The organism is Pseudomonas putida (assembly GCA_041071465.1).
Classification (GTDB): domain Bacteria; phylum Pseudomonadota; class Gammaproteobacteria; order Pseudomonadales; family Pseudomonadaceae; genus Aquipseudomonas; species Aquipseudomonas putida_P.
In genome coordinates this window covers 4,947,931-4,965,025 of sequence record CP163498.1, presented here as the reverse complement: position 1 = coordinate 4,965,025, position 17,095 = coordinate 4,947,931, and the positions used below count along the sequence as shown (strand labels likewise).

Genomic DNA, 17,095 nt, shown 5'->3' with positions numbered 1-17,095 from the left:
TGTGATTATTGTGATTGCGATGAAACCGGTTTCAATACAGCAAATCTGTGGCAATTCGTCAACATACCGTTAGTCAGTAATGTTGAAGCCGATATGGTATTCGAGATTATATAAGCTACTTAAGATACTGATATAACAGTAATTTTAAGACGCCGAATAAGGGAGCGGGTTAACCCCACCCCCCCATGCATCAGGATGCACGTAAGAGGTCAGCGAAGCGACTTCACATCACTGGCCGTAACGGCGCCGCCCTGGTTACCCCAGCTGCTGCGAATGAAATTCACCACCTCGGCAACCTCCTGGTCACTCAGGCGCCAGCCGAACGCTGGCATGGTGAAGGTCGACGGCGCGGTATGCGTTGCCGGTACCGTGCCCCCGCCAACACCACATGGATCAACGATGTGGCATCCGTGGTTTGCACCACAGGGTTACCGGCCAGCGCTGGGAACACTCGGGTGTAGCCCCGGCCATCGGTGCGGTGGCAGGCCGCGCAATTGTCGATGTACACCGCCGCCCCAGGCTTGCTGTCATCACCGTTCCACAGCGCCTGCGCCACCTGCTTGTCGTAGACGTGCGGCTGGTCGTCGGGGTTGCTCGGCGGCAAGGTCTTCAGGTAGCGGGCGATCGCGGTCAGGTCGGCATCCGTCATGTGCTGCATGCTGTGCTCGACCACGTCGCTCATGCCGCCGAACACGGCGCTGCGATCGCTGCGCCCAGTCTTGAGGAACTGCACCAGCTGCGCCTCGCTCCAGCTGCCCAGCCCGTCCTGGTGATCGCCACGCAGGTTCTTGGCGATCCAGCCGTCCAGCGGAGCGCTGCCGGCCAGAAACTGCTCGCCATCCGCAGGGCTCAGCGCTTTTTCCTGCATGGTCAGCGCTCGTGGCGTATGGCAGGCGCCACAATGCCCAAGCCCTTCGACCAGGTACGCACCACGGTTGACCACCGGGTCGGCTGCCGCCGAGGCCTGCCAAGGCTTGGCCTCTGGTGCGAACAGGCCACGCCAGATTGCCAGCGGCCAACGCATGCTCAGTGGCCAGGGAATGTCGGTGGCCTTGTTCGGCTGCTCGACCGGCTCCACGCCCTTCATGAAGTAGGCGTACAGCGCCTGCATGTCCTGCTCGCTGACCCGTGCATATGACGGATACGGCATGGCCGGGTACAGGGTGGTGCCGTCCTTGCCGATACCCTTGCGCACCGCCTGGTCGAAGTCCTCGAAGCTGTACTGGCCAATGCCGCTGGCTGCCGGGGTGATGTTGGTGGAATACACCGTGCCGATTGGCGTTTCCATCGGCAAGCCACCGGCAAAAGGCTTGCCGCCCTTGGCGGTGTGGCAGGCCACACAGTCACCGGCGCGGGCCAGGTATGCACCTTGGCGCACCTGCGCATCGTCATGGGTGGCCGCCTGCGCAGCCGTACCGGCACCCAGCAGCAGGGTTGCGATCAACATTGTCTTCATGCTCATCGCTCCTCAGGCCTGAACCAGCGGTCCGGGGGTTTTCAGGTACTGCTCGCGGATGGCGCGGGCCGACCAATAGGTCAGCGCGGCCACCAGCCCGGTCGGGTTGTACCCCAACCCCTGCGGGAACGCCGAAGCGCCCGGGACGAACACGTTGTGCACATCCCAGCTTTGCAGGTAGCGGTTCAGTGCACTGGTTTTCGGGTCGGTGCCCATGATCGCGCCGCCATTCAGGTGGGTGGTCTGGTAACTGGCGGTGTTGAAGTGATCCTTCACCTGCTTGCCCAGCACGGCAATGGCCTTGGGGTTCATCGCCTGGGCGATCTTGCTCAGCTTGCCGACCATGAACTGGTTCATCTTGATGTCGTTCTCCTGCCAGTCGAAGGTCATGCGCAACAGCGGCTGGCCGTAGGCGTCGCGGTACGTGGGGTCGAGGTCCAGGTAGTTGCCACGGTAGGACTGGTGAGCGCCGTGGGCGTCCATCGACACCTGGTGGGTGTAGTAGTCCGCTGTGGCTTTCTTCCAGGCACTGCCCCAGGCCGGCGTGCCCGGCGGGTTGGAGATGCCGGCAATCGGCCGGCTGCCGGCCTGGTTCACCCACATCGGCGAGCCGCCGACAAAGCCGTGCGGGCCATGGTCGAAGTTGTCGGCATTGAAGTCGTCAATGGCAATGCCATTGCCACCCGCGCCGATAAAGTTGTTGGTGTAGGTGCTCTTGTCGAAGAACGCCTTGACCGTCCCCATGTTCTGGTACGCGAAGTTACGCCCGACCACACCTTCGTTCTTCACCGGGTCGTAAGGCTTGCCAATGCCGGAAAGCAGCATCAGGCGAACGTTGTTGAACTGGAACGCCGCCAGGATCACCAGCTCCGCTGGCTGCTCTACCTCGCGCCCCTGGGCATCGATATAGGTCACACCGGTAGCCTTGCGCTTGCTATCGTCCAGGTTCACCCGCAGCACGTGGGCATTGGGCCGCAACTCGAAGTTGGGCACCTGGCGCAGCGCCGGCAGAATGTTCACGTTGGGCGAGGCCTTGGAGTACATGTAGCACACGTAGCCGCTGCAAAAACCACAGAAGTTGCACGGCCCCATTTGCGCACCGTAGGGGTTGGTGTAGGAGCCGGAGGTGTTTGCCGAGGGCAAGTTGTAGGGTTTATAGCCCAGGCCCGTGGCGGCCTTTTCGAACAACCTGGCCGATACAACGTTCTTCTGCGCAGGCAGTGGGAACGGGTTGGAACGGTCCGGTGCATAGGGGTTGCCGCCCTTCCCTTCACCGACCACCTTGCCTTTGACGGTCCACGCCTGGCCTGAAGTGCCGAAAACCTTTTCGGCAAAGTCGAAATACGGCTCCAGTTCTTCGTAACTGACGCCGAAGTCCTGGATGGTCATGCCTTCGGGGATGAACGTGCGCCCGTAGCGCTCTTCGTAGTGGCTGCGCAGGCGCAACTCGACCGGGTCGACCCGAAAGTGCACGCCCGACCAGTGCAGGCCTGCACCGCCAACGCCCTTACCTGGCAGGAAGGCACCGAGCTGGCGGTTGGGCAGCGCCACGTCGTTCACGCTATGGCGGACAGTGACAGTTTCTTTCGATACATCGACGAACAGCTTCTTGCGCACGCTGTAGGTCAGCTCATCGATCACCTGCGGGTAGCTGCCTTCCGGGTAGGTGTCCTGCATCGGCCCACGCTCCAGGGCTACCACGTGCAGACCCGCTTCAGTCAGCTCCTTGGCCATGATCGCGCCGGCCCAGCCGAAGCCGACGATCACGGCATCCACTTTGTTCAACACAGTCGCCATGCTTCAAGCCCTCTTGCCGCGAATCGATACAGCCGGAAACGGGTAAGGCTCGTTGCGCTCGACCCAGTCCATGAAGTCGGCGCGGGCGCCGGGGAAACCAATCTGGGTCCAGCCGACCATGCCTTTGTTGCCACCATGGATCGGGTCGCAGAAGAACCCTTCACGGGTGTTTTGCACCAGCAAGCTGAAGAACACCTTGGCCGGAACGGTATCGAACACCAGCTCACCTGCCTCGACCTTGCTGAGAATACGGTCTCGGGTAGCGCTATCTTGCGCAGCAAAAGGCTGCCCGCCGTTGGTTTTGCACCAGCCGTCCACGGCAGCGATGCCCAGGCGGTAGATCTGTTGTGGGCTGAGCTGTAGCTGATAGCCCAGCTCGGGCGCCGCGTCGGCGTTGAACGGGCCTTGCATGTACCACTGTGCACCCGTCGCATAGGGAGTGTTCATCTGCCGGTCGATGAATTCGGCGGCGCCGGCTTCGAGTGCGCCGGGGCCAAGTTCATCGGCCGGGATGATGCGCGACACGGCAGCTTGGACAAAAGCCCACTCTTCGGCGCTGAAGAACGTCGGCTGATAGTCGCCCGCGGGTGGCGTGGCCGGCACGTTGGGTTGCTGATGCGCTTGCGGGGCCGCAAGCAGCTGGCTGGCGCCCACGCCCAGCCCTGTGCTGGCCACGGTAACGACAGGGATCAGGGTCAAGGTCTTGCGCAGAAAATCCCTGCGCGGGTTGTCTGGGGCATGCTCAGGCATTGGAAGTCCTCATTCGGCTGTGCGGCGGCCTTGGAAAGCGCCATCTGATTTCTTTAGGGGGTGATCTTGATAGGCCATCAAGAAGACAGCCGAATAATCTAGCGCGTTCAGAAATGTTTTGAAACCGGTTTCATACTTGACTTATCACAGCTCAAGCCACCCCCGTACGGCTGTCCGATAAGGCTTTTTTCACACCTGCCTCACTCTCTGCCGACATTCCACCGCCTACAGTGCCGACGCTCTCGTATGGAGCGAGCTGACTGGAGTGGCAATATGCTGCAAGGCGTTATCGACAAATCCCCCGCCTCACGGCTTGCGCAGGTATACCGACTGCCTTGGGGTGCGGCGCAATTGGCAGTCCTGTGCATGCTGTTCGTGCTGGGCGCGGCAGCAGCCTGGGCGCATGCCCACATGGCCATCCCAAACCTGGGCAACCCGCATCACCTGCAACGCAGCGGGCTCGAGGCCGCCTGGGCGAAAGGCTCGGTGATTGTGGTGCTGCGCCATGCTGAACGCTGCGACCGCTCCAGCGGTGCCTGCCTGGGTGACCCCAGCGGTATCACGGTCGCGGGCAGCCAGGTGGCGGCCAATGTAGGCCTCGGCCTGCAACACCTCGGCCTGAGCGCAGCCGATGTCTGGGCCAGCCCGGAGGTGCGCACCCGGCAGACCGCACACGCCATGTTCGGTAAAACCATTGCCACGCAAGACTGGCTTAATCAGTGTGACGGCGACTTTGCCGAAAACGCCCTGGCGCTCAAGCGAAACGGCCACAACCTCGTGCTGGTCAGCCACAGCGGCTGCATGGAGCGGCTGGAACAGGCGCTAGAAGTGCCCTCAAGCGCGATGTCCAACAGCTATGCCAGCGCCCTGTTCATTACCCAGGGCAGCGATGGCAAGGCGAAAATGCTGGGCCAGATAGCAGCCAGTGAATGGCGCAAACTCGTTGAAGCCAAGGAACTCTGAACATGCCCTCCCGCGCCACCTTCTACCGCAACAACCTGCTGCTGCCGCTGTTGCTGGCCGCCATCGTGTTCATGGCATTCGACCTCACGGAGCTCGATCGCTGGATCAGCAACCTGCTGCTCGACCCGGCCACTGGGCAGTTCCCGCTGCTGCACAACCAGTGGTTCGAGAAAGCCACGCACAAATGGCCGCGCATCCTGCCGGACTGGACGGGTGAGCTGGCCGTCATCGGCAGCCTGCTGTCGTTCATCTGGCCGCGCCTGGCCAACCGCCCTCAAGGGGGCCTGACCCGGGTGTTGGAAAAGGCCCGAATCGCCCCGGTGCTGCGTTTTACCACCCAACACCGCCGCGACTTGCTGTTTATTGTGGTGGCGTTTGCGCTGAGCACAACCGTGATTCATTACCTGAAAAGCCACACCAGCGTGTATTGCCCCGTGGAAACCACGCTGTATGGCGGCTCGCACGCCCGGGTCGAATGGTTCGAAAACTTTTCCTTGTGGAGCAAGGCCGGCGATGGCCGTTGCTGGCCGGGTGGCCATGCTTCCAGCGGGTTTACCTTGTTGGCGCTGTATTTCGTTGCACTTCGTCACCGCTGGGCGCATGCACGCAAGTTGCTGGTGGCTATTTTGTTGATCGGGTTCGTGTACGGCACTACCCGGGTGCTGCAGGGTTGGCACTATATGTCCCATACCTTCTGGGCTGGGATCTTTGTCTGGCTGACAACCTGGGCAACGGCATTGTTTTTCTATGGACGCATCGCGTTGCAGGCGCCTGAACACAGTCCTGAAGCCGTTAGTACCCAGACGGCAGACTTCGCGTAGTACCTGTGGCAGCGGCGGGTTTGCACCATCACCCAAGCTAGCCCTGGAGCAGCCTTGTGCTGCTCACACAGGTCCGGTGCTCGCCTTGGCATGGCGGGGGTGCGAAAACTGGGTTGGAATTACTTGCCCCCAATCCCCAACCTTGGGGGAACGCTGCCCACCGCCGGCCGCTTGTGAACCCTCCTGCTGAAAACCTCCACCCCCTGCGCCACAAGGCCTGCAACGCAATATTCAACTGTTGGCACAGCTCTTGCCGATCTCCTCCCAGACGCCCCAAGTCCATGGGCCCGTTTGCAGGAGGAATTGACTCATGCACCGACCGATACCCCACCCGCTGGCAGTGGCGATTTTCGCCGGCATGCTCCAGCTTCCGGCGCAGGCTGCACTGAATGCTGTCGATCCAGGCGCCTACGTCCCCGCCAACGGCGGCTTCCCTGCCTGGTACCAGGACAGCCACGGTCGTACCCTCGACCTGTGTCTGACCAAAGCCGTCAGCTCTCGGGTCGCCGGCGCACCCGGCGCACCGTCGTACATGTGCACGTTGCTGCCTACGCCCGGTGTGTTCGACGATACCCAACCCATCGTCTTCCCCACCAACTTCCCTGACGAGGCATTCTGGTTCACTGCCGACGCCGCCATCGCCGACGCCGCCCGCGGCATCAACCTCAGCTACGGCACGGCAATCGAAGCGGCATTCGCCGCCGAAGAGCCGGTAGAGGGTGACCAAGTCAGCTTCGCCCGGGTGCGTATCCGGGTTGATGTCCCTACCGCCGGCACCTACGTGGTCACCCACCCCTACGGCGTTGAAGTGTTCGATGTCCCCGCCGCAGGGCGCCGTGCGATCAACATGACCCGCGACATCGGCATTGCCGGCGCAGGCGACTTCACCGGTGCGCTGAAGGGCGATGTCGGGCCGTTCCTGCGCAGTGTCAACGGCCCCTACACCGAAGGTAACGAACGCTTCATCGGCGACCCGAACCTGGAAGAACGGGTAACCGGCAGCCCGTTCAACACCAACTTCGTCCGCATCGAAGGCCCTGGCGGCATCGACCTGCGTACCGAACTTTTCGCAATCTCCGGCAAGCTCTCGACTGTCGCCCTGCCTACCCCGCTGATGCCACAGCGCAGCACCTACTCGCGGCATACCGAGAATGGCGACCTGCGTGCCCAGCAGGACATCTTCGTGATGGCCCCGCCGCCGCCTGCCAGCGTAACCCTGACCAGCCAGACCCCCAACCTGAGCCTCACCGAGGCCAACGGCACCGGCGCCTGGTACGCCCAATCGGCGCTGAACCCGGCGGCCGGCACCCTCCTGACACTCACCGCCGACAACAGCGTGGCGATTCCGACCAGCAGCCTGACCACCCATAACGTGCCGCTGACCGACCTGGTCACCATCACCCAGGCCCAGTACCGGCTGTCCACCGGCGAGCTGACCTTGGTGGCCAGCACCAGCGACGAAACCACCCCACCCGTGCTCACCGCCCATACCGGCAACGGTACGTTGATCGGCAACCTTGGCGGCAACGGCGCGGTGAAGACGTTGAGCATGACCGTCTCACCCATCCCGCCGGCCAAGGTGCAGGTCACCAGCGCCAATGGGGGTAGCGATACCGAAGACGTGGTGCTGGTGCCATGAACAGACAAAGGCTCAGCCTTCAAGGAGGCAGCATGAACACTTGGTCGCGCCGTGCGCTGTTCGCCGCCGGTTTTTCCCTCACCGTTACCAGCGCTGCCTTTGCCGCGTTGTCTGAAGTGGACCCAGGGCCCTACACCTTCGCCACCGGTGGCTACCCGATGTGGTACAAGGACGGCCTGAACCAGTCCCTGGAGCTGTGCCAGTCACGTGCCACCAGTACCCGCGTACCCGGCACCCCGGCCGCACCGTCCTACATGTGCACCCTGCTGCCGGAACCCGGCATCTACGACGATGCGCTGCCGCTGGTGTTCCCGGACAACTGGCCGCCTGAGATGTTCTGGTTCCTGGCCGAGGCCACCATCCCTGCCGTGGGTAACAGCGGCTATGAACTGGATGCCTATGTCGCAGGCCTGGAAGCGGCCTTTGCCGCCGAAAACCCGGTGGACGGCGACCAGCAGAGCTTCGCCCGCATCCGTATTCGTGTATCGGTACCCCGCGCAGGTGTGTACACCATTACGCACCCTTACGGTGTCGAAACCGTCAACGTCACCTCGCCCGGTCGGCGAGCGATCAACATTACCCGCGACATCGGTATCGGTGCGCCGGGGAACTTCACCGGGGCGCTCAACGGCGCACTCGGGCCATGGCTGCGAGGGGTTGGCGGGCCTTACACCGAAGTCAACCCGGACACCGGCGCCACCGAAACCTTCATTGGTGACCCGAACCGCCCAGAAGCCGTGGTGGGCAGCCCGTTCAATACCAACTTCATCCGCATCGACGGCCCGCCCGGTCGCATCGAGACTGCGTTGTTCACTGTCTCGGGCAAGGTGCTGGACCAACGCGCGCAAACCCCGGTCACCCTGGAGCGCGCCACCTACTCGCGCAACGGCAGCGGCACCCGCGTGGAAGTGTTCGCCAAGGCCCCGAAAGAGGCCAGCCTGTGCATGCGCAATGGCCTGGCGCTTATCGGCACGCCGCCTTCGCCCTGCCAGTTCAACCTGACGGCGGACAACAATGGCCTGTTCTTCAGCCAGCAGCTCAGCCAGGCCGTGCCGCCGGCGGTAGTGGTGGTCACCGCCAGCAACAGTGCCGCCGGCACCCAGCCGACCGCGCTGTCAAGCAAGCTCACCGACGTGGTCAAGGTCAGCACCGCGCGCTATGACTGGGCCAACAAGCGCCTGCTGATCGAGGCCAGGTCGAGTGACGAGGTCACCATCCCCGACATGCTCGCCCAAGGCTATGGCCGCCTGTCCAAATCGGGCACGCTGCAAAGCCTCACGGTCAACGATGTGGCGCAACCGCCAGCCACCGTTACGGTCAAGTCTGCCCATGGGGGTAGCGACGTGGAGCCGGTGATCGTGGTCGGCAACGCACCGGTCGAGGCGGCCAACCAGCCACCGCTGGCCCAGGCCGACGTTGGCAGCACCAGTGTCGGTGTGCCGATTACCCTGAACCTGCTGCAAAACGACAGCGACCCGGACGGTAACGTTCCGCTGACCATCAGCGACCTGACCCAGCCTGGAACCGGCCTTGGCGGCGTGGTGCTCAACGGTACCACCTCGGTGACCTACACCCCGCCAGCCGGGGCCACGCAACCGCTGGTGGCCACCTTCAGTTACCGGGCGGTGGACGCCAAGGGGCTGAAGTCGGAACCGGCCACGGTCACCATCAACGTCGCGCCTAACCAGGCACCGACTGCCAACCCGGAAACCGTTGCCACCCTGGGCGTGCCATTGACCATCAACGTGCTGGCCAACGACACCGATCCAGAAGGCAACGTACCGCTGGCCGTTGCTGGCGTCACCCAACCGGCTGCCGGCCGAGGCACAGTCAGCACCGACGGCACCACGGTCACCTACACCCCACCGGCCACGGTGACCACGGCCTTCACCACCACCTTCACCTACCAGGCCCGTGACTCTCTGGGGGCGCTGTCTACCCCAGGCACGGTCACCGTCAACGTATCGCCACGGCCTGCCGCCGAAACCTTCGCGGTCACGGCAGCCACCGTCACGGCGCGCTCCAACAACCGGTACAACTGGGATATCAGCGGTACCTCGTCGGTAACCACGGGCAACGTTGTCACCGTCCGGGTCACCACCACCACCGGCGTACAGACGCTGGGTACCGCCACGGTGCCGGTGAACGGCCGCTGGCGTCTGGCAGTGAGCAACAGCACCACGATCATCCCGACCGCCGCGCCGACGGCAACCATCACCACCAGCCCGGGTACCACCCGCACCGTCAACGTGGTTGTGCAGTAAAGGCGGGGGAAACGCCATGAAACGCCTGTATCCACTGCTGTTCAGCCTGGCCCTGGCGGGCCAGGCCAGCTGGGCCGATGACCTGATGGACAATGCCGACCTTGCGCCCGGCAACGACCTAGGTGACCCGGTGATCATCCGCCTGCTACCGGTCGGTGCCGGTCAGGCTGCGGTGATCGAACAGCAAGGGTCGGGCAACCGCGCCGCCCTCGACCAGAACGGTCAGGCCCTGTTGGGCCGCATCGTCCAGGCCGGTGGTGCGCAAGAAGCGTACATCCTGCAAGAAGGTAGTGACCTGATGGCCAGCATCAGCCAACAGGGAAATGGCAACAGCGCGTCGATCCGCCAAAGCGGCAGCAGCAACAGCGCTGCCATCGAGCAGATCGGCAACGACAACAGCGCCAGCATCGTGCAGTCCGGCTCGGGCCTCAACAGCTCCGTGACCCAGGCCGGCAATGGCCAGCATGTTCAGATCACCCAATACCGATAGACCTGGAGGCACCACCATGTACAAGCTCGCTCCGTTAAGTGCCGCTATCGTCCTGGCCCTCGCAGGTCAGGCCATGGCTGCTGACAGCACCTCGTCCCAGACTCAGGACGGCAAGGAAAACATCGCCGAAGTCACCCAGACCCAGGCTTCCTTTGCCTCGGCCACCCAGAACCAGACCGGCAAGGGCCACAACCACCTGGCGGTGCAGACCGAAAGCACCAGCGATATCCAGCAGAGCGCCACTGGCCAGTACAATGCCGGCTACGCCGAGCAGTTGTTCGAAAATGGCAGCCAGATCAAACAGCAGGCTTCAGGCAGCTACAACGACGCCTTCGCCAGCCAGTCGGTTGGGCTGAACAACGAGTCGCTGCAAACCCAGCAAGGCGTAGGCAACAAATCCACGGTGTGGCAGGACAGCCAGGAAGGCAGCAAAGCTACCACCTGGCAATCTGGCCAGCGCAACGAGGCCTTCATCGAGCAAACCTTCGGTGGCCTCAACAACCGCAGCACCGTCAACCAGACCGGCCAGGACAACTACGCCGCCGCCGAGCACCTGAACCATGTCGATGGCGACATTCAGGTCTACCAGGATGGCCACGACAACTGGGCCTATGGCGACCAGCGTGAAGGCACCGGTGGCACCATCGGCATTGGCCAGTACGGTGGCGGCAACTCGGTGGAGGTGTGGCAGGACAACCAGATCGGTAGCCAGGCCTCCGTGACCCAGACCGGCCAGGCGAACGAAGGCTATATCGACCAGAGCTTCGGTACCGGCAACAAGGTCAGCCTGTCGCAGCAAGGCAATGCCAACGCCAGCTGGTCGGATCAGTTCGAGACCAACAACGCGACCGCCACCATCACCCAGACCGGCAACAACAACCTGCACTTCACCTACCAAAATGGTGAAAACCTCAACCTGACCATCAACACCAAAGGCAATGGCAACAGCATCACCGCCAGCAACTGGAAAGGCGCCAAGATGGGCGGCCAGTTCGGCACCAACCAGAACGCCACCATCAACCAGACGGGCAATGGCAACGGCGTCAACCTGACCCAGAAGGGCGCTGACCAAATGGCCACGCTGACCCAGACGGGTAAAGGCAACCAGATGCAGACCAAGCAGGATGACGTCAACAACGAGCTGTACTTCGAGCAGAACGGCACCGACAACATCCTGATCGCCGACCAACGCGGTACCGACAACTATGCCTACGGCAACAGCCAGGGCACCGGCAACTCCATCACCCTCGACCAGTCCGGCTACGCCAACCAAAGCTACACCAACCAGCTGTACGGTAGCGGCAACGAAGCCACCATCAAACAGACTGACAGCATCAACGTCGCCTACGTGACCCAGGGAGGCCAGGGCAACAAGGCGTTCGTCGACCAGAGCGGTATCGCCCAAACCGCCACCATCACCCAGCTGGGCAGCGCGAACCTGGCCACTGTGACCCAGAAGTAAACCTCTCCCCCTTGAACCGCGGTGCTCCTCTCCCTGGTGCCGCGGTTCCTTTTTGATACCCCAACCCTTGGCATACTTTCGCTCCGCCTGGGGAGCTATGCCGGCCTCTTCGCAGCACAAGGCCGGTCCTACAGCAATTGCATCCATCGGGATACACTGGCTACACATCACACATATGCAGCCCCTCATGATCCAGTCCGACCTCGACCTGTTCGGCCCCCAGCCACAACGCCTGGCCAGCCACACCGTGCTGCTGCCTGGCTTCGCCCTGGCCGAAACCGAGGCGCTGCTCGACGCCCTGCGCCCAGTGCTGCGTGCCGCGCCGTTCCGGCACATGCACACCCCGGGGGGCCTGCGCATGGCGGTAGGCCTGACCAATTGCGGCTCGCTGGGCTGGGTGAGTGACGAAGGCGGCTACCGCTACAGCCCCAGCGACCCACTCAGCGGCAAGCCCTGGCCCGCCCTGCCCCGGTTTTGCTCGCCCTGGCTGCCCGTGCTGCAGCCTTGGCTGGGTTCGAGGGTTTCGTGCCAGATGCCTGCCTGGTCAACCACTACTTGCCGGGCACCCGCCTGAGCCTGCACCAAGACCGCGATGAGCAGGATTTCGGCCAACCGATCGTGTCGGTGTCACTGGGCTTGCCGGCGGTGTTCCTGTTCGGCGGTCTGCAGCGCGCCGACAAAACCCAGCGCATCCCGCTGAGCCACGGCGATGTGTTGGTGTGGGGGGGCATAGACCGCTTGCGCTTCCATGGTGTGCTACCGATCAAGCCCGGCACGCACCCGCGTCTGGGTGAGCGGCGTATCAACCTGACTTTGCGCAAGGCGGGTGCCTGAAGGGTCTGCCCTCTCTCATCGACGTCGAACAAGATGAACGTACATGAAACACATTGAACATCTTGGCCAGGCAAGCTTCAAACGTTAAGCCGCTCTCTCTTCAGTCTGGAGCTCGCCATGCCCTACCCGCTCAATCCTTCAAGCCTGTGCAACGGAGCCACGCACCCATGAAGATGCCTGGCCGTGCACCCAATGCCTCGCTGCAGCTCGACTACGTACGCGACACCCTGTTCGGCCCGGTGGCGCAGAGCGTGGAATGCCAATGCCAGCTCGCCGCCCTCAACCTGCAAGGCCGCCCTGGGCTGCGCCTGCACATTTGCCCACCGCTGCCTGACAAGGTGGACCGTGCGCATAGCGTGGCCTTCGTCTGGGATGGGCGAAGTTACCGTGGTGTGGTCCGCGACCAGGGCAAATGCGGTGACGGCGGCCTGAACTTGCTGCTGGAATTGCAGTAAGCCGATCAACGGCGGCCAACCCGGCTGAACCGCCTGGCCGCAGCGTGTCTCCATAGCTAAAAGGCCCGTGCCTGCTGGAGAACGCCATGAACAGCCCGTTGCTCAAGCTATTCACCCACCCCGCCGACGCCTGGCTGGATATCCGCCGTGCCGAGGAGGACCACCCACAGCAATACCTGCCGCGCCTGTTGGCCCTGGCACTGGTCCCTGCAGTGTGCCTGTTTGTCGGCACCACCACCTTCGGCTGGAGCCTGGCGGCTGAGGAGCGAGTACGCCTGAGCATGGGCAGCGCCGCGCAACTGGCGGGGCTGCTGTATGCCACCACCGTCGTGGGGGTGATGCTGATGGGGGTGATGATCCGCTGGATGTCGCGCGGGTTCGATGCACAGCCCAGCCTGAACCAGTGCATTGGTTTTGCCGCCTACTGCGCCACGCCGTGGTTCTTTGCCGGGGTGGTCGGCCTGGTGCCTATTCGCTGGCTGGCTTTCGCCGCGCTGCTGGCTGCCTCTGCCTATGCCAGCGTGTTGCTCTATGGCGGGTTGCAGACATTCCTGCGGCTGAAGAAGGAACAGGCGATGCTGTTTGCAACCTGTGTCTGGGGTGTAGGGTTGTTGCTGCTGGTGAGCATGCTGGTGGCGATGATCCTGTTCTGGTTCAACGGCCTGATGCCAGAGTACGTACGCCCGGCCAGCTTGGGCTGACCGGGGCACGGCGGGCGCCCTCAGGCCATCGACCTGAGAGGTGCCGGGTGGTTGTCACGTAGCGCATGAAGCTGCCCCACCAGGTTGACCAGGTCACGGCAACTGTTCAGGTTGTGCAGCGAGACCCCGCTAAGGGTCACACTTTGATCGAGACTCTGGCCCTGACCCAGGCGGATGGTCAGGTGGGCGCCATCCAGGCAGCTGACTTCACAGCGATCCGGCAGGCACGCCTGCTCGATCATCTGCCGCATCTCTAGCATCGAAACTCCTATCAACGACATGGTACGACCCTCTCTGTGCGATGGCCTGTTGTGTGGAATTACGCCTTTGTCGGGCGGGCGCCAATTGATATTGCGCATGCCCGGGCAGGCGTCCATGCGCCGGGGCAATGATGATGCGGGGAATCCTCAGCACCTTAGTGGAAGATCCTGCGCATAGGCCGTGCGTTCGAATGCAATGACCGACTTAACGACGAGTGGTCCCTGCCGGCCCCAGCGAGGCCCACAAGTGCTGCGCCGCATAAGCCCGCCACGGGCGCCAGTCCAGTGCCCTTTCGGCCAGTTGCACCTCGTCGCCCTCAAGCAACCGCAACGCCTTGATCAAGGCTACGTCACCCAGCGGCAAGGCATCAGCGGCGCCGGCCTGACGCAGCGCCAGGTAGTGGGCGCTCCACGGCCCGATACCCTTTAGCCGGCACAGGTTGCGCAATAGCTCATCCAGCACTTGCCCGCGACGCAGCAAGCCGGGGTCGGCCAGCAAGGCGTTGGCCAGGGTGGCGAGGGTGGTGGCGCGCGCGCTCGGCATGCCCATGTTTTCGAACTGTGCATTTGCCAATGTCGCTAGAGCCGGGAACAGGTGGCTCAAGCCCGGTGCCGACAGACGCAGCGGGGCGCCGTGGCGTTGCACCAGCCGGCCCGCCAGGGTCATGGCGCCGGCCACGCTGATTTGCTGGCCAAGTACGGTACGCATGGCTTGCTCGCAGGCGTCCCAGCCTTGCGGCACACGCAGCCCCGGGCGCGCCTTGAGCAGGCTTGCCATCAAAGGGTCGCAAGACAGCTCGGCGCTGATGCGTGCAGGGTCGGCGTCAAGGTCGAAAACCCGCCTCAGCCTGGCGATCAGGCCGGGCAGCGCGTGTGAAGGCGCGCCTTCAAGGCGAACGCGCAGGTGTTGGTTGGTCATTGGCGTCGCGTGCAGGACGGCGTGGTGGCCAGCAACGATCAGGGTGCGGCTGTAGGTGCCGTCGTGGCAGGTTTCGATGCCGGGGATACAGCGGGCGGCTAGGAAGCCCAGGGTCGAGGGCCAATGATAGGGGGCACGGTAGCGCAGCCACAGGGTGTGGTGGCCGGGGGTGGGCAATGATCGGCGCACGGCGTGCTGTCGAGTGAGGGTGGGCATGGGTGGATCATGCCAGAAAACCTTGAGGGTCAAGCCATGTACAAGCATGCCGGGGCTGCTTTGCAACCCCGGCTTTTTCAGGCAAGGCTCAGTGCCGAGCCCCTTCCCGCTCATCCTGCATCTGCCCAAACCGCCCGGCATGGAAGTCATCGAAAGATTCGGCGATCTCCGCCTGGCTGTTCATCACGAACGGGCCATAGCCGACGATCGGCTCATCGATCGGCTCACCGCTGAGCAGTAGCACACTGGCACCTTCCAACGCCTCGACACTGACATCCTCACCCTCCCGGTCAAGCAACACCAGGCTGGCCGGGCCTGCCTCGCGCTCGCCGTTGATTCGCACGTTACCACGCAGCACCACCAGCGCCGCGTTGCGGCCGGCAGCGACCGGCAGTTGCAAGGCCGCGCCAGCATTCAACCGCAGGTCCCACACATCCATCGCGGTAAAGGTCCGAGCTGGCCCCAGGTGCCCACGGTAGTCGCCCGCAACCACCCGCAAGCTGCCAGCGTCACCGTCCAGCGTGACCACCGGGATGTCGCTGGCCAGCAGGGTCTGGTACCCAGCCGCCGCGCGTTTGTCCCGCGCCGGCAGGTTGACCCACAGCTGGACCATTTCCAGCGTGCCGCCACTGTGGGCGAAGGCCGGAGAATGGAACTCTTCATGGATGATGCCATTGGCAGCCGTCATCCACTGTACGTCACCTGGGCCGATCAAGCCGCCAGCACCGGTGGAATCACGGTGCTCCAGTTCACCCTGGTAGACGATGGTCACGGTCTCGAAACCACGGTGCGGGTGCTGGCCCACCCCACGCCGTGCAGTGGTGGGGATGAAATCATGCGGGCCGGCGTAGTCCAGCAGCAGGAACGGGCTGATCCGGCTGGCCAGGTTGTCGTAGGTGAACAGGCTGCGCACCGGAAAACCATCACCCACCCAATGGGCGTGGGGGCTGCGGTGGATACCCAGAATCTTTTTCATGAGAAGGCTCCTCTCTTGGCTGGGATAACCTTATCAATGATGCCAATGCGGCGGTAGCTGGCTCATATGGCATACATCGTTCCACCAATAGGACACTGAGCCTGTTCAGAAAAGCATTGCGTGCAGGATTGGATGGCCTGGATACTGGGCTGCGAGCCATTGCTCAAGCCCCTCGGAAAATGCCTTGCCTACGATGGAAATTTCTCGGTAGAGAGGATCTGTCCGTGCGTATTCTGGGCTCAGTGAGTCCAAGCGACGACGATTTTCCAGTGAAGATATCAAGTCCAGGAACAAGGCATACTGCTCTAGCAACTGCCCAGTATGGGGGTTTGACTGTCCCAGCATCGCAACGCGTTGTAGCGGTGTGAATGAAAGCCAATGGTCGAGGCGTTTAATCTTTTCACTGGCCGGTAGACCATGGACCTCGGCAATCACCACGATCCCTCCCAGGTAAAGCAGCTTGCGAGAGAACTTCAGCTTGATGTTGCGCACGCCCCAAGCCTTGCCTTCAGCCCGCTTTTCCTCGAAGTTCGCCATCATGCTGCGGTAATACCGAACCACATCATTAAGCATGAACCTGGGCAACCCTGTTCCTTGGTCGCTTGCCACATACCGGCACAGCAACTCGGTTCGCCACCGAGTGAAACTCTCATCGCCAAACAGTGGGCGGCCTTCCAGCAGGAGCAGCATTCGTCGGGTGAGCGCCGTATTGCTTTCCTGCTTCCATCCAATGTGGTTGCTCAACTCCGAATAGAGTGAAAGCGCGCCCTGACCAAACTTGGACTCATCGCTCTCACCCGGCCAGCTGAGCGGTCGAACCAGGTTTTTGACTTGATGCAGTACGTCGAGCAGCCGGGCCTCAGACATGCTGCCGTCATGCACGATGAAAAAATCGATGTCCGAAATACGCGAGACCTCGCACCGCCCGTAAGACCCCACGACAACAACAGAAACGGGGGCTTGCCTGACCAGCGGAGCGAGGGCGTACTGCATGGCCTGGCGCAGCGAATTGTTTGCCTGCCAAGAATGATCGAAGTGCTTTTGCAAACAAGGGTGTTGTGAAAAGGTCGTGGTAATCATCGTTGCAGGCTC

Annotated in this window: 14 protein-coding genes and 2 pseudogenes; 9 read left to right on the top strand and 7 right to left on the bottom strand. The window is 62.8% G+C overall.

The window, feature by feature from the left end; genetic code table 11:
- Window positions 1-209: 209 nt before the first annotated feature.
- The 3 genes and pseudogenes from AB5975_22865 to AB5975_22855 all read right to left on the bottom strand — a co-directional run bounded on the left by AB5975_22865 (window position 210) and on the right by AB5975_22855 (window position 4,003).
- Window positions 210-1,456, bottom strand: a pseudogene (locus tag AB5975_22865) (c-type cytochrome).
- A 12-nt stretch (window positions 1,457-1,468) separates the two neighbouring features.
- A complete protein-coding gene (locus tag AB5975_22860) occupies window positions 1,469-3,253 on the bottom strand; it encodes a GMC family oxidoreductase (GenBank protein XDR19344.1) in 1,785 nt (594 codons plus the stop codon).
- Window positions 3,254-3,256: 3 nt separating this feature from the next.
- Entirely contained in the window at window positions 3,257-4,003 is a 747-nt protein-coding gene (locus tag AB5975_22855; protein ID XDR19343.1) for a gluconate 2-dehydrogenase subunit 3 family protein, read from the bottom strand.
- 273 nt (window positions 4,004-4,276) lie between these two features.
- On the opposite strand from AB5975_22855, the gene AB5975_22850 reads away from it, so the two are divergent.
- From AB5975_22850 to AB5975_22810, 9 genes and pseudogenes are all read left to right on the top strand, one after another.
- A complete protein-coding gene (locus tag AB5975_22850; GenBank protein ID XDR19342.1) occupies window positions 4,277-4,966 on the top strand; it encodes a histidine phosphatase family protein in 690 nt (229 codons plus the stop codon).
- Window positions 4,967-4,968: 2 nt separating this feature from the next.
- Window positions 4,969-5,787: a phosphatase PAP2 family protein gene (locus AB5975_22845; GenBank protein ID XDR19341.1), complete on the top strand. Its 819-nt coding sequence runs from the start codon at window positions 4,969-4,971 to the stop codon at window positions 5,785-5,787.
- A gap of 310 nt (window positions 5,788-6,097) precedes the next feature.
- Window positions 6,098-7,426: a hypothetical protein gene (locus AB5975_22840; protein XDR19340.1), complete on the top strand. Its 1,329-nt coding sequence runs from the start codon at window positions 6,098-6,100 to the stop codon at window positions 7,424-7,426.
- Between the two features lie 32 nt (window positions 7,427-7,458).
- Window positions 7,459-9,690, top strand: a complete 2,232-nt coding sequence (locus tag AB5975_22835) for an Ig-like domain-containing protein (protein ID XDR19339.1) — start codon at window positions 7,459-7,461, stop codon at window positions 9,688-9,690.
- A gap of 16 nt (window positions 9,691-9,706) precedes the next feature.
- On the top strand, window positions 9,707-10,180 hold the full coding sequence (locus tag AB5975_22830; protein XDR19338.1) for a curlin: 474 nt from the start codon (window positions 9,707-9,709) through the stop codon (window positions 10,178-10,180).
- Between the two features lie 16 nt (window positions 10,181-10,196).
- On the top strand, window positions 10,197-11,642 hold the full coding sequence (locus tag AB5975_22825; protein XDR19337.1) for a curlin: 1,446 nt from the start codon (window positions 10,197-10,199) through the stop codon (window positions 11,640-11,642).
- Window positions 11,643-11,829: 187 nt separating this feature from the next.
- Window positions 11,830-12,476, top strand: a pseudogene (gene alkB, locus AB5975_22820) (DNA oxidative demethylase AlkB).
- 167 nt (window positions 12,477-12,643) lie between these two features.
- Window positions 12,644-12,931: a hypothetical protein gene (locus tag AB5975_22815; GenBank protein ID XDR19336.1), complete on the top strand. Its 288-nt coding sequence runs from the start codon at window positions 12,644-12,646 to the stop codon at window positions 12,929-12,931.
- Window positions 12,932-13,017: 86 nt separating this feature from the next.
- Window positions 13,018-13,632: a Yip1 family protein gene (locus AB5975_22810; protein ID XDR19335.1), complete on the top strand. Its 615-nt coding sequence runs from the start codon at window positions 13,018-13,020 to the stop codon at window positions 13,630-13,632.
- A 20-nt stretch (window positions 13,633-13,652) separates the two neighbouring features.
- Here AB5975_22810 and AB5975_22805 read toward each other — a convergent pair whose 3' ends face one another.
- From AB5975_22805 to AB5975_22790, 4 genes are all read right to left on the bottom strand, one after another.
- Window positions 13,653-13,913 (bottom strand): DUF1652 domain-containing protein, encoded by a 261-nt coding sequence (locus AB5975_22805; protein XDR19334.1) that lies wholly within the window; start codon window positions 13,911-13,913, stop codon window positions 13,653-13,655.
- Window positions 13,914-14,097: 184 nt separating this feature from the next.
- A complete protein-coding gene (locus tag AB5975_22800; GenBank protein ID XDR19333.1) occupies window positions 14,098-15,027 on the bottom strand; it encodes a DNA-3-methyladenine glycosylase in 930 nt (309 codons plus the stop codon).
- A gap of 88 nt (window positions 15,028-15,115) precedes the next feature.
- The gene (locus tag AB5975_22795; GenBank protein ID XDR19332.1) at window positions 15,116-16,003 is read right to left on the bottom strand and encodes a pirin family protein; all 888 of its coding nucleotides are present in this window, start codon (window positions 16,001-16,003) and stop codon (window positions 15,116-15,118) included.
- A gap of 105 nt (window positions 16,004-16,108) precedes the next feature.
- Window positions 16,109-17,083: a nucleotidyltransferase domain-containing protein gene (locus AB5975_22790; GenBank protein ID XDR19331.1), complete on the bottom strand. Its 975-nt coding sequence runs from the start codon at window positions 17,081-17,083 to the stop codon at window positions 16,109-16,111.
- Window positions 17,084-17,095 lie beyond the last annotated feature (12 nt).